This is a genomic window from Mesorhizobium japonicum MAFF 303099 (assembly GCF_000009625.1).
GTDB lineage: Bacteria > Pseudomonadota > Alphaproteobacteria > Rhizobiales > Rhizobiaceae > Mesorhizobium > Mesorhizobium japonicum.
Map to the genome: position 1 here is coordinate 1,506,245 of NC_002678.2, position 12,608 is coordinate 1,518,852.

The window sequence follows — 12,608 nt, forward strand, 5'->3', positions numbered from 1 at the left end:
GCCATGGCATTGGTCGAGAAAAGAACCAATCACAGCGATAAAATTCAGACCAATCCGCCGGATTGGTCGGCGCTGATCCCGGTCCTGCCGGGCGACGGACCGCGCAGCCGCGAGCTTTACGCGGCGCTGCGGCGGCTGATCGAGACCGGCGCGCTGGCCGCCGGCGCCAAGCTGCCGACCACCCGCGACCTTGCCCGGCGCTTCGGCCTGTCGCGTTCGGCGGCGGTCGCCTGTTTCGAAATGCTGATCTCGGAGGGCTTTGCCGTGGCCAAGGTCGGCGCCGGCACCTTCGTCGCGCCCGATGTGCCATATCTGCCGACAACGCTGGTCAAGCCGCGCCCGCCGGAGATCGACGCCGCTATCTCGCTGCCTTGCGGCCTTGGCGTGGCGGTGTCCGACCCGCGCACGCTCAACCTGTTCCGCATCCTGCTGTCGCGCCACCTCGCCCGCCCCGGCCCCGAGCATTTCCGCTACGGCGATCCGCGCGGCGGCCTGCCGCTGCGCACCGCGATTGCCACGTATCTACGAACCGCGCGCGGCGTGCGCTGCGACGCCGGCCAGATCCTGCTGACCTCGGGCACGCAGCAGGGGCTCGACCTGCTGGCGCGCGCGGCACTTCGCCCCGGCGACGCCGTCTGGCTGGAAAACCCCTGCTATCCCATGGCGCACGCCGTGCTGGCCGGCAGCGGCGCCAGGATTGTCGCCGTGACGGTCGACGCCGAGGGGCTCGATCCCGAGATCGGCGAACGTCTCTGCCCAAAGGCACGCGCGGCCTATGTCACGCCCTCGCACCAATATCCGCTCGGCGTGACCATGACGATGCGCCGGCGGCTTGCCCTGCTCGACTGGGCGCGGCGCAACGAGGCCTGGATCATCGAGGACGATTACGACAGCGAGTTCCGCTATGCCGGCCCGCCGTTGACCTCGCTGCAAGGCATGGATGGCGCGGGCCGCGTCGCCTATCTCGGCACCTTCTCCAAGGTGCTCTTCCCCGGCCTGCGCATCGGCTATGTCGTGGTGCCGGAACCCTTGCTCGATGCCGTCATGGCGATCAGGGCGCGCTCCGACCGTTACCCCTCGACGCTGGCCGAAGGCGCGCTGACCGACCTGTTGAACGAGGGCCATTTCGCCGCGCATCTCCGGCGCGTGCGTCGCCGTGTGCAAGCCGCGCGCGACGTGCTGGTGGCGGGCCTCCAGGCGCATTGCGGCGACAGGCTCGATGTGACGGTGCCCGAACAGGGGTTGCATCTGATGGCGATGTTAAGGGGCAACGGACCGGACACGGCGATCGTCGAGGCGGCGAAGGCCGTGGGTGTCGGCGTGCGGGCGCTGTCCGCGATGTTCATCGACGGCGCGCCGAGACATGGCCTGGTGCTGGGCTTTTCCGGGTTTTCGGATGAGGAGTTGAGGGGAGCGACGGTAAGGTTAGGCGGGGTGATGCGGTAACCGCTTAATCCGCATCAGCGGCAGGCTTCGCCTTCCCGCACTGCGCCAGCACCTTGCCGATGGCCCCCTTCGAACCCTTCAGCGGAAAACTGCTCGAACCGTATTTGGCCGAACTGACCGTCACATCCCCCTTCCCCCGCAACAGCTCCAGCAGCGGATCGGCCTTGGCCAGATCCGCCACGAAATAATTGTACATTTCCTCCAGCTGCAGCGTCCTGGTCACCGTCTTTCCGTCGGCCTTGAAGTCGAACGCGACGCTGATGCCAGGCTCCAGTTGCTGGCCGCTGGTACCGAGGTCATAGCTCAGCACCGGCTTGTCGAAACAGGCCAGCATCAGATACGCGTCGCCCTTCGGGCCGCCGCAGACCGAGGCGGTCAGCACGCTGCCGCCCTCGTCTTCCTCCATCTTCGCACTCCAGCCGCCGCACGACGCGGCAAACGCCGGCTGCGCGGCCTGCAATGCGGCCACGGCACCGGCGACGACGAGATATCCAGCTCTCATGACTTCCCCCTGACAATTGCGGCACCCGCAACCAGCATATAGGAAAAGCGATCCCGTGACATTGCCCGTTGCGGCAAGGTCGTGTGGTCCGGGTTTGGAGAGCGTTGTGTCGAGAGTTCGTCTGTGTCTTCTGCTGGCCGCCCTGGTGGCCTTGCCTGTCACCGCCCATGCGCAGTGGAAGCCGGTCGAGAAGGTGGTAACCTATGCCATTTCGGGCCAGTCCGGGCTGGAGCTCTACCGGTCGATCGGCGAGAACGGACCGAATGTCGGTATTGCCCGCGCCATCGCCTACACCAACTTCAAGCTGACCTGGGGAGTCAGGGACTACAAGCCCAGGGGCAAGGATTGCGTGCTGACGGCGGCGAAGCCGAAACTGATCATCATCTACACCTTGCCAAGCCCTTCCGCGCCGCTGCCGCCCGCCGTCCAGAAGAACTGGGAGGTGTTCATCGCCGGCGTCAGCGCCCATGAGAAGGTGCATGGCGCCAGCATGATAAAAATGGTGCATGACATCGAAGCCGCGACAGACGGACTGACCGTCGCCGATGATCCCAAATGCAGCAAGACCAGGGCCGAGGTGGTCCGTCGGCTCGACGCGATCTCGAAGGCGAGGATACAGGCAAGCCGGGATTTCGACCGCGTCGAGTTCGGCAAGGGCGGCAATCTGCAGAAGCTTGTCCTCGCTTTGGTGAATGGCGGCTGAGCGCCTTCAAGCCTCGGACACCAGCCCCTCGAGCAGCGCCAAACCTTCCGGCCAGTCGCCCAGGCCGCTTTCTGCATTGATATGGCCGAACGGCCCGATGACGGCCAGGCGGCTGCCCCATTGCGTCGCCCGCGCCTCGGCATACTCCGCCGAGCCATAGGGATCGTCGGTACTGATCACCACAAGCGAGGCAAAGCGCAGCTTGCCCTGCGGAATCCCGGCGAAGGTCATGCCATATCTGGGAAAGACCGCCGACGCCGGATCGGGAACGCCGACCAGCAAGGCCGCCTTGACGGGCCTTTGCGAAATCTTCTGCCAATGCGCGATCAGCAGGCAGGACAGGCTGTGCGCGACCAGCACCGGCGGCTCGGGCGCCGCGATCACCGCAGCCTCCAGCGCCGCCAGCCAGTCGGCGAAATCCGGCAGGTCCCAGCTTGAGGGCTGGAAGCGCCGCATTGCCGGATTGGCGTCTTCCCAGCGCGATTGCCAATGCGCCGGGCCGGAACCGCCGCTGCCCGGCAGGATGATGAAATGCGTCATGTCGCCTTGCTCCTATCGATCACAGGTGCATGGTGGCGTCTTGAATTGCCGTCGGGAATGGGAAATCATCGGAGAAATCACGTCCTTACCGATGGATTCAAGGTGACCATGAAGACCAGCGATGAGCGCGCGCCGCTCGACCCGACCGACATCGCCATCATAGAGGCCATGCAGGAAAACGGCCGCATCGGCATATCGGAGCTTGGCCGCCGGGTCGGACTGTCGCAGCCGGCCACCTCCGAGCGGGTCAAGCGGCTGGAGGAGCGCGGCATCATTGCCGGCTACACCGCGGTGATCGACCCGGCCGCCCTTGGCCTCGGCATGATGGCGATCATCCGGGTGCGCACCACGCATGAGCACATCCGCCCCTGCCTGAAGCAGTTCGCCGAAATGCCCGAGATTACCGAAGTGCACCGGCTGACCGGCGAGGACTGCTTCATCCTGAAAGTGCTCGTCCCCTCGCCCGCCCACCTTGAAACGATCGTCGACGCCGTGGCGCGCCGTGGCGCGGTCACCACCGCACTGGTGCTGCGCAGCGAGACGCCAAAGCCCATCGGCCGCGAGCTGATCCGCGCGAACACGGTTTCGTGAGGGCCGAACCGGTCATCAATCCGTTGCAGTGCGGACCTAACTGCTGAGCGAACTGGACCTGGAATTCATGACGACAGGACGAGGCAAACGCCTGATGATCGCGGCCGCCGCCGCATCGTTGTTCGGCCTTGCCTTTACTTTGCCGGCAACTCTTGTCCGCGCCGGAACAGGCAGTGTCCAACCCGGCCCGCTATCGCGCGCCGACGCCTTTGCCCGGGCGCAGGCGCTGACCGCCCTTGGCCGGAAAATGTTCTTCGACCCTGCGCTCTCGGCTTCGGGCAAGCAGGCCTGCTCGTCCTGTCATGACCCGCGCCACGCCTTCGGTCCGGCCTCGGCGGCACCCGTCGAGATGGGCGGGCCAACGCTCGACCGGCCCGGCGTGCGCGCCGTGCCGTCGCTGCGCTATCTCCAGGCGGCGCCCGCCTTCACCGAGCATTTCTACGATTCCGAGGACGAAGGCGACGAGAGCGTCGACAATGGCCCGACCGGCGGCCTGACCTGGGACGGCCGCGCCGACCATGGCAAGGATCAGGCGAAAATCCCCCTGCTCTCGCCCTTCGAGATGGCCAACAAGGATGAGGCCGCCGTCACCGCCGCCTTGCGCAAGGCCGCCTATGCCGGCGAGTTCAAGGCGGCCTTCGGCGACGACGTGTTCGACCACGCGAGCGATACCTTCGACGCCGCCGCCGAGGCACTCGGCACCTTCGAGCAGAGCGCTGCCGACTTCTATCCCTATTCCAGCCGCTACGACGCCTTCCTCGCCGGCAAGGCGAAGCTGACGCCGCAGGAGATGCGCGGCCGCGCGTTGTTCGAGGACGAGACCAAGGGCAATTGCGCCAGCTGCCACTTGAGCGAACCGGCCAATGACGGCGAGCCGCCGCAATTCACCGATTTCGGCCTGATCGCCATCGCCGTGCCGCGCAATGCGGCAATCCCCGCCAATGCCGACCCCGCCTATGTCGATCTTGGCCTCTGCGGCCCGCTGCGCACCGACTTCAAGGGCCGGGCCGAATATTGCGGTCTGTTCAAGACGCCGACGCTGCGCAATGTCGCGCTGCGCAAGAGCTTCTTCCACAATGGCGCCTTGCACACGCTGCGCGACGCGGTCGCTTTTTACGCCAGCCGCGACAGCGATCCCGGCCATTGGTATCCCAGAAATGCCGATGGCACGATCAGGAAATATGACGATCTGCCAAAGGCTTACTGGGGAAACTTGAATAGGATCCACCCTTCGATGGCAAAAAGCCCGGCGACAGACCGGCGCTCAACGACGCCGAGATCGACGACATCGTCGCCTTCCTGGGCACGCTTACCGACGCCGACCAGCGGGAGGCGCCAGCGAACTGAACCACCTTGCCCGGTTTGGCCTGTCCGCCGGTGAAAAGAAGGTGCCTCGATCTTGCCGGATTAGATGCGCCGCACGCTTGGGGCCGGTAAAGAAAGACATATCCCATTAGCGCTTCCTAAACCGCCTTGCGTTATTCCTCGTCACTCGATGGTGGGACGCAGATGAACGCATTCAGGCGAGCGGCCGGATTTGTTGTGATCCTGTTGACCGGCGTGGCGACGCTGGCGGCGTTGCATATCGATGCCCAGCGAAACTTCGCGCTGGCCAAGGAGCGCTATGTCGAGAACTCCCAGGCGGCTTCCAGAGCGACGGCCAAGACCGTCGAAGACGCCTTGCGGGCCGTCTACGAGAATGTGCGCACCCTGAGCTATCTGCCGAGCGTGCGGAACCTCGACCGGCATGGCACGAACCTTGGCGATGAGGGCCGCGCGACGATCCAGCAGATCTACAACAACCTCGCCAACAATGTCTCGATTTCCGAGGTCTACTTCCTGCCGCTGGATTTCGATCCGGACCGCTTCGATGCCGCGACCGGCAAGCTGGAGGAGCCGATCCTCCAGTTCGACCAGTTGATCGTGAATGCCAAGGCGAGATCCGATGCCGCCGGCGGCGCCAAACAGGCGAAGCTGGACGAGAATGCACTGACCCGCCCGCCGGAAGAGGTCGAGACCTATGAATACCACGAGCTGGCCAAACAGCTCGCCTGGCTGAAGACGAACTATCCGAATTCGAGCGCCATCGACGGGTTGAATGTGCCGATCATCGGCACGAAGGAGCTCATCACCTGCGACAACACCGATTTCATCCATTCCGGCAATGACGCCGATCGCTCAGGCTTCATCCTTTCGGTCCCGGTCTTCGGCCAGGATGGCAGCCTGCGCGGCTCCGTCTCGGCGATCATGCTTACCTCGGCGCTGCGGAAACTGTTGCCGGGCAGCGACTATGTCATCGTCAATTCAGGCTACGGCTTTGAATCCGACCAGCACAAGATGTCGACGGCCCTGGCGGCGGACTCCCGTGCCTTCACGGCGGCCGACCCCAATCTGATCTATTCCGAAGTCATTCCGCTCTCGCTCAACGATCCCAGAAGCGCATGGCGTCTGTGGGCCGGTTTCCCCAACAGCCGGTTCGACAACAACATGGACGTCCAGTCCGTGCGTCAATTCGAACTGGCCGGTTATGCGGCGGTGGCGGTGGTTACGCTGCTGGCGCTGGCATGCTGGTACGCTATCGGGCGCACGATGACGATGCAGGTCGAGGCCGCAGAGACCCTTGAGCGTCGGGTCGAGCAACGCACCGCCCAGATCCAGCACCTCGCCACGCATGATATTCTCACCGGCCTGCCCAACCGAGGCCTGCTGGCCGACACGATGGACGAGGCATTGCGAAGCCTCAGGGACGACGAGAAGCTGGCCGTCCATTGCGTCGATCTCGACCGTTTCAAGCCGGTCAACGACACGCTCGGCCATCCCATAGGCGATCAGCTTCTCGGCGCGGTGGCGAAGCGGTTGAAACACCATGCCGGCGAAACCGCCATGGTCGCCAGAATTGGCGGGGATGAGTTCGTCATCCTTCAACTCCTGCTCGACGGCAACGACGAGGCCGGTGTGCTGGCAAGCCGTGTCATTCATGCCCTGTCCGACGAATTCTCCATCCAGGGCCACAAGATCAACATCGGCGGCAGCATCGGCATCGCCGTCTTCCCCGACGACGGGCAAAATTCGGAAACCCTTATCCGAAATGCCGACCTTGCCTTGTACAAGGCCAAGATGGAGGGCCGCGGCACGTGCAGGTCGTTCGAGCCGGGAATGGATGCAAGGCTGCAGGAGCGGCGCCAACTCGAATCCGAACTGGCGCTCGGCGTGAAAAAAGAACAATTCGTGCTGCATTATCAGCCGCTGCATGACGCAAAGACCTCGCAGCTCACTGGCTTCGAAGCGCTGGTGCGATGGAACCATCCGCGCCTCGGCCTGCTGGCGCCGTCGGAGTTCATCCAATTGGCCGAGGAGACAGGCGCCATCGACGCGCTTGGCGAGTGGATCATGCGGCGTGCCTGCGCCGACGCCGCGAAATGGCCCCAGCCCGTCAAGGTCGCGGTCAATCTTTCGCCGGCCCAGTTCAAACAGCAGGGGCTGTCGCTTCAGGTTGCCGCGGCGCTCGCGGCTTCAGGCCTGCTGCCGTCACGGCTCGAACTGGAGATCACCGAGTCGGTGCTGTTGGCGAACAACGAAAACACGCTGAACACGCTGTACAGTCTGCGCGACCTCGGCATCTCCATAGCCATGGACGATTTCGGCACCGGCTACTCCTCGCTGAGCTATCTCAGGTCGTTCCCGTTCAACCGCATCAAGATCGACCGCAGCTTCGTCAGCCTGATGTGCGAGAGCAGCGAAAGCCGGGCGATCGTCAAGGCCGTCGCTGAACTCGGCACCACGCTCGGCATGACAACGACCGCCGAAGGCGTCGAGACCGAGGACCAGTACAGGCTGGTCAAGGAGAATGGCTGCACGGATGTCCAGGGCTGGTATTTTGGCCGCCCGATGCCGGCCTCCGAGCTTCATACGCTTTTCGAACAGCCGGAAGCCCTGACCGCGTAATCTGCCAGACGGCACGATGGCACCGGACGCCACAGCGCTGGTGGCCGCGCAGGATGCTTTTTGGCAAGATCGATAGTGGCAGCCAGACCAGTTCACCGTTTCACGGGACCGGCGAACCGCTCTAACTCCTTGTTTTGACGCAATTCCGGACGGAAAAACCGGATGTAGGCACGTAAAAAACATGCTAGGAATTACATCCTACCAGCCCCTCCGATACGGAGGGTGCGCTAATGCGTAGGTTGGCGCTAGCGGTGGCGGTGATTCTAGGTGGATTATGTGGCGAAGCCAACGCCATAGTGCGTGTACCTCTCCACGTCTGTCAGGGGTTCCAGCAGACGGTTGGCGGAGACGCGGATCGACCTGATACTAAATATAACCTCGCCTGCGGTTGTCAGAATTTTGTCGATGCCGTTTGCTCTATAGCAAACACAATAAATGACCCTGACGAAAGTGGCGTCAACAACAACACCAGACGATTGGTCGGCGTCTGGCACAACACCACGATTATTCGGAATTTCATCCCTGAGATATTCCCAAAAACCTCTTTGTTTGCCGGGGAAAATCACTTTGTGGTTGTTTTCCCACGAGGACGTAACAACGCTGGATTCGGCGAACTTGCGCACGGCAGTTATGTTGCTGGTACCAACCCGTCTAGAGAACTTAATCGTGCTCTTCAGTTCGGCCGCGAATGCGGGAGTGTTCCCGGTATTTTCTGCGTCGATGGAGAAATACAAGCTGACCTCGCCGTCATCCAAGCTGGCACTAATTTTCGGACGCTTGAGCGCCAGCCACGGCCTTTGCCCGAAAGCAAATTGCTCTCTAGCAACCTTGTTAGCCTCTACGGAGGCATTGGTGGCCACTACCGACAGAGCGGTGACCTTTCTGGCCTCATGCAAGTTCAAAAAGACAAGCCATATTCCGCCAGCAGTGAAGAGCACGGATAAAGCGGACAGGATAACCGCCCCAAGGGACCACTTAGCTACCTTTTGCTGTGCCGCCAGATCAGCCTCGCCGCGCTTAGTGTCGCGATCGGCTTCAAGTTCATCACGAAGGCATTTTATGAGGTCGAGGCCGGTCGCGAGTCCGCAGGATTGCGCTATTTCCTGGTCGGTGTGGGATGCAAATTCTGCGGCGTAATGGTCTGCCTGCTTATCGTACTGGACACTCTCGGATGATAAGTACCAACCCATCATTGCCGCAAGGACCACACAGACGAAGGCGGCCGCGATGCCAACTGTTAGGGTATGGTTGCGATCACCTTTCAACGAAGTCCCCTCCTGCCTGCGCACATAGTGCTTGCGCTGTAACCACTACACAAGCGCTCGAAATACGGGCAGTGTGGATGGCATGGGTGGAGCAGAAAATCAGATGGGCCTACGCGCCTTCTACTGGCGCGTCATACGTATTGCTTTCGCTGGCAAACTTGGTGTTGCTCAGGCAGCATCGGGAGCGGTTGCCACCTTCTCCGGTGCAGCCATTTGGTACTCAGGCAAGTGGGAATCCGCAGTGAACGTGATTCCTTTTGCTGTCTTTGCGGCTGTTTTTATTGCTGCGGTCGTCGTGGGATTGATTGTCGCTCCACACCGGATTTATCTGACGGAATATGCTAAGAATTTGGATCTGAAAAGGATTCCGGACTCTGTCCGTAGGTTCGTCTCTACACACGACAAGTTCACGCTGGAGGAGGCCGCGTGCCTTTTGGCTGAAACAGACATGCGCCAAGATAACATTGTTGGCCCCGCTTCTGGATTTCTTCACACCCTTCAAGAGAGGGCGATTGAGGGAAAATTGAAGATACTCAACGACCCACACAAAACGATACAAACATACGGTTTTATGCGCCGTTTGCCAGCTACAAATGGTCAGCAATTTCAATTGAATAATGGACTTGAAATCACAAAGAGTGACCTAGAAAACTTAGCAACTGAGTTTAGCGCGAGCATTCCCGGACTAACATCATGACCGATAATCCCAATCACCGCTTCGAAGCCGGCGCAGGCAGATATCTTGGCGCGCAGCCATGCGGTCGAGCAGCATCGCCCCTTTTGTCGAGGCGCAAATCTCCGAAACGGCCCAGCGATGGTTGCTCAACAAGCATGCGACACCTCGAAACAAAGCAAAGAGCCTGACACAGAATCACGCCGAAAGCCCAGACCGCCAGCCCTCCTCAAGCCGAGAGTCAATCCGCCGCACTGCACTGCCAGATGTGTGCATTCCGTAGCCGCTTGCGGGGGACTGGCGCGACCGTGGCCTGAGCTTTCTGAGCAATGTCTTTGCTTTACGAAGGCCCCCTCTCCGGCCGCTTCGCGGCCACCTCTCCCCCACTTCCGTGGGGGCGAGGAACCCAAGCCTGTCAAGGCCTCACAGCGCCCTTATAACCCCCCCATCCACGCGGATGTTCTGGCCGGTGATATAGCCCGCCCCCTCCGAAGCCAGGAACGCAATCGTCGCGGCGACCTCCTCTGATGTGCCGTAGCGCTGCATCGGCACGTTGTCGCGGCGCTCTTCGACGGTCGGCAGGCTGTCGATCCAGCCGGGCAGCACATTGTTCATGCGCACATTGTCGGCGGCGTAAGTGTTGGAGAAGATCTTGGTGTAGGCGGTCACTCCGGCGCGGAACACGGCCGAGGTCGGGAACATCACGTTCGGCTCGGCGACCCAGGCCGTCGAGATGTTGATGATGGCGCCGCCCTTCTGCTTGACCATTTGCGGCGCCACGATGCGCACCGGCCGGATGACGTTCATCAGATAGACGTCCATGCCGGTGCGCCACTGCTCGTCCGTGATCTCCAGGATCGGCGCGCGCGGCCCGTGGCCGCCGCTGTTGACCAGCACGTCGATGCGGCCAAAACGCTCCAGCGTCAGGTCGGCGAGGCGCTGCAAATCGTCGCTCGACTGGTTGGAGCCGGTGACGCCGAGCCCGCCCAGCTCCTTGGCCAGCGCCTCGCCCTTGCCCGAGGAAGAGAGAATGGCGACCTTGAACCCATCCGCCGCCAGGCGCTTGGCCGCCGCCGCCCCCATGCCGCTGCCACCGGCCACGACAACAGCCACTTTTTCTACACTCATTGGGTCTTCCTCTCAGGGTTGGCGGGCACCGCAAGCGGTGTTTTCGGGATTTGAACGGTGATATAGCTGGTTCTGCCGCGCGGTTCGAACCAGAATGCCTGAAATCAACCAGTAGAAAAACTCCTGCATGCCCGAAGCCTTCCTCAGCCTGCCGCCGCTGAATGCACTGCGCGCCTTCGAGGCCTCGGCGCGCCATCTCAACTTCCGCATCGCCGCCGAGGAGTTGAATGTGACCCAAGGCGCGGTGGCCCAGCACATTCGCGGCCTGGAGACCCATCTCGGCACGAAACTGTTCGAGCGGCTGCCCCGCGGCCTGGCGCTGACCGATCAGGGCCGCGCCTATGTGCCCAACATCCGCCGCGCCTTCGACCTGATCTCGGAGGCAACCTTGCTGCTGCGTCCCGAGCCGGCACGGCTGACGATCAGCGTGACGCCGAGCTTCGCCACCAAATGGCTGATCCCCCGGCTGCAGGATTTCATGGCCGACAATCCGCTGGTCGACTTGCGCGTGCTGGCGAGCGAAAGCCTGTCGAGCTTCCAGGCCGATGGCGTCGACATAGCGGTGCGGCAAGGTCGCCCGCCCTTCGGCGCCGGCCTGGTCGTCGACCTGCTGTTTCCCCAGCAGATCATCGCAATCTGCAGCCCGGCCTTGCTGCCGGCCGGCGCCACCGAAATCCCGGCGGCCGAAATCCAGCATCACGTGCTGCTGCACGACGCGCACAATCTGTGGCCGGAATTCATGGAAAAGGTGGTCGGCCTGAAGATGACGGCAGAGCTGAAACGCATGCGCTTCAACCAGACCAGCCTCGCCATCGACGCGGCCATCGCCGGCCAGGGCATAGCGCTGGCCAGCCGCTTCCTCGTCGCCGCCGACCTCGCCGCCGGCCGGCTCGTCCAGCCGGTCAGCGGCGAAATGCGTGGCACGCAGGATTTCCATGTCGTGATGCCGAGAAAGCAGCGCCATCCCGAGCCGACGCAGGCCGTGCGGCAATGGCTGCTGGACGCGGGGGAACGGGCGTTGTTGTGAGGCCGACACGGCCATTCCCACGACGGTGCGAAGGCCAATCGGATCGACCAATGCATCCTGGCCGATATCACATACTGTCGGCACATAGCCGATTGCAGTCGGCGGTTTTGATTTCCTGCATAAAGACCTTGAGCGATTCTTGAGCAGTAGGAGGAAGCTTTGCCGCCAACGGAACAAACATATCAACCAAGGCTTGGCGACGATCCGTAGAGACGCTCTGTGCCAGATAAGGGCCACCGGATCTTAGCGACTCAACGAGAGTTATCTCGTTCTCATCCGTCAGTGTCGGATCAGCCAGAAAAATAGAGGCGCCGCGAAACATCTTTTCTATGCCTCGTCGAGCTTTGGCGCCATTGGCGCGCAGCATTTCCGCAACGTTTGGTTGGTGCGCAAGGAAATCATCGAAAGCTGGCTGAGAAGCACCCGCCACCCGAATCGCAAGCGCCATTGACTGTGTGGCTTCGTTGACCAGTGGTGATTGGGTAGCTTGACCGTAAAGTCTCACCAACGATCCACTTTTGTCCATCACCAGAGCCAGCGTGTCCAGGTCACTCATATCGTACGGTGGCGAGCCTATGAGAGCGTCACCGTTCCAGATTTTCTGGAGTGTTTCCCGGTCCCTAGGGTCATCAAGCCTTGGCAACCTGCCTTCAATCTGTCGCTGCCTCAAAAGTTCATCGAATCTGGAGAACAAATCCTTCGCGTAAGCCGGGGCGGTTGGTGGAACGTGAGCAAGCGCTGATGTCACGAAAAGCGCGGCAAAGATCGAATACAGTAGACGCTTCATA

11 protein-coding genes and 1 pseudogene are annotated in these 12,608 nt (G+C 62.0%); 7 read left to right on the plus strand and 5 right to left on the minus strand.

Translation table 11 applies throughout. The annotated features are described in order from the left end of the window. The first annotated feature begins 3 nt into the window (after positions 1-3). Positions 4-1,446 (plus strand): PLP-dependent aminotransferase family protein, encoded by a 1,443-nt coding sequence (locus MAFF_RS08365; RefSeq protein WP_010910455.1) that lies wholly within the window; start codon positions 4-6, stop codon positions 1,444-1,446. 4 nt (positions 1,447-1,450) lie between these two features. On the opposite strand, the gene MAFF_RS08370 is transcribed toward MAFF_RS08365, so the two are convergent. Next, positions 1,451-1,948 (minus strand): hypothetical protein, encoded by a 498-nt coding sequence (locus MAFF_RS08370; protein WP_244420741.1) that lies wholly within the window; start codon positions 1,946-1,948, stop codon positions 1,451-1,453. Positions 1,949-2,054: 106 nt separating this feature from the next. Between MAFF_RS08370 and MAFF_RS08375 the strand changes: the two genes are divergently transcribed. After that, a complete protein-coding gene (locus tag MAFF_RS08375; protein ID WP_010910457.1) occupies positions 2,055-2,651 on the plus strand; it encodes a DUF922 domain-containing Zn-dependent protease in 597 nt (198 codons plus the stop codon). Positions 2,652-2,657: 6 nt separating this feature from the next. Here the strand turns inward: MAFF_RS08375 and MAFF_RS08380 are convergent, their stop codons facing one another. Beyond that, positions 2,658-3,191 (minus strand): RBBP9/YdeN family alpha/beta hydrolase, encoded by a 534-nt coding sequence (locus tag MAFF_RS08380; RefSeq protein WP_010910458.1) that lies wholly within the window; start codon positions 3,189-3,191, stop codon positions 2,658-2,660. 108 nt (positions 3,192-3,299) lie between these two features. On the opposite strand from MAFF_RS08380, the gene MAFF_RS08385 reads away from it, so the two are divergent. The 3 genes and pseudogenes from MAFF_RS08385 to MAFF_RS08395 all read left to right on the plus strand — a co-directional run bounded on the left by MAFF_RS08385 (position 3,300) and on the right by MAFF_RS08395 (position 7,727). Further along, positions 3,300-3,782: an Lrp/AsnC family transcriptional regulator gene (locus MAFF_RS08385; protein WP_010910459.1), complete on the plus strand. Its 483-nt coding sequence runs from the start codon at positions 3,300-3,302 to the stop codon at positions 3,780-3,782. A 67-nt stretch (positions 3,783-3,849) separates the two neighbouring features. Continuing rightward, positions 3,850-5,129, plus strand: a pseudogene (locus MAFF_RS08390) (cytochrome-c peroxidase). A gap of 162 nt (positions 5,130-5,291) precedes the next feature. Next, complete coding sequence (locus tag MAFF_RS08395; RefSeq protein ID WP_063825839.1) at positions 5,292-7,727, plus strand: putative bifunctional diguanylate cyclase/phosphodiesterase; 2,436 nt, start codon at positions 5,292-5,294, stop codon at positions 7,725-7,727. Between the two features lie 272 nt (positions 7,728-7,999). Here the strand turns inward: MAFF_RS08395 and MAFF_RS08400 are convergent, their stop codons facing one another. Beyond that, complete coding sequence (locus MAFF_RS08400) at positions 8,000-8,992, minus strand: hypothetical protein (RefSeq protein WP_157865939.1); 993 nt, start codon at positions 8,990-8,992, stop codon at positions 8,000-8,002. 82 nt (positions 8,993-9,074) lie between these two features. Between MAFF_RS08400 and MAFF_RS08405 the strand changes: the two genes are divergently transcribed. Then, positions 9,075-9,689, plus strand: a complete 615-nt coding sequence (locus MAFF_RS08405; protein WP_157865941.1) for a hypothetical protein — start codon at positions 9,075-9,077, stop codon at positions 9,687-9,689. Between the two features lie 399 nt (positions 9,690-10,088). Here the strand turns inward: MAFF_RS08405 and MAFF_RS08410 are convergent, their stop codons facing one another. After that, positions 10,089-10,793, minus strand: coding sequence for an SDR family oxidoreductase (locus MAFF_RS08410; protein WP_010910462.1), 705 nt, complete (start codon positions 10,791-10,793; stop codon positions 10,089-10,091). Positions 10,794-10,920: 127 nt separating this feature from the next. On the opposite strand from MAFF_RS08410, the gene gcvA reads away from it, so the two are divergent. Further along, entirely contained in the window at positions 10,921-11,820 is a 900-nt protein-coding gene (gene gcvA, locus MAFF_RS08415; RefSeq protein ID WP_010910463.1) for a transcriptional regulator GcvA, read from the plus strand. Positions 11,821-11,887: 67 nt separating this feature from the next. Here gcvA and MAFF_RS08420 read toward each other — a convergent pair whose 3' ends face one another. Then, positions 11,888-12,607, minus strand: a complete 720-nt coding sequence (locus MAFF_RS08420) for a hypothetical protein (protein ID WP_044548134.1) — start codon at positions 12,605-12,607, stop codon at positions 11,888-11,890. Position 12,608 lies beyond the last annotated feature (1 nt).

Excerpts from the sequence above, each read along its gene's own strand:
- MAFF_RS08365 (WP_010910455.1), top strand. The coding sequence starts at position 4 with ATGGCATTGGTCGAGAAAAGAACCAATCACAGCGATAAAATTCAGACC.
- MAFF_RS08410 (WP_010910462.1), bottom strand. The coding sequence starts at position 10,793 with ATGAGTGTAGAAAAAGTGGCTGTTGTCGTGGCCGGTGGCAGCGGCATG.
- MAFF_RS08370 (WP_244420741.1), bottom strand. The coding sequence starts at position 1,948 with ATGAGAGCTGGATATCTCGTCGTCGCCGGTGCCGTGGCCGCATTGCAG.
- MAFF_RS08385 (WP_010910459.1), top strand. The coding sequence starts at position 3,300 with ATGAAGACCAGCGATGAGCGCGCGCCGCTCGACCCGACCGACATCGCC.
- gcvA (WP_010910463.1), top strand. The coding sequence starts at position 10,921 with ATGCCCGAAGCCTTCCTCAGCCTGCCGCCGCTGAATGCACTGCGCGCC.
- MAFF_RS08380 (WP_010910458.1), bottom strand. The coding sequence starts at position 3,191 with ATGACGCATTTCATCATCCTGCCGGGCAGCGGCGGTTCCGGCCCGGCG.
- MAFF_RS08395 (WP_063825839.1), top strand. The coding sequence starts at position 5,292 with ATGAACGCATTCAGGCGAGCGGCCGGATTTGTTGTGATCCTGTTGACC.
- MAFF_RS08405 (WP_157865941.1), top strand. The coding sequence starts at position 9,075 with ATGGGTGGAGCAGAAAATCAGATGGGCCTACGCGCCTTCTACTGGCGC.
- MAFF_RS08420 (WP_044548134.1), bottom strand. The coding sequence starts at position 12,607 with ATGAAGCGTCTACTGTATTCGATCTTTGCCGCGCTTTTCGTGACATCA.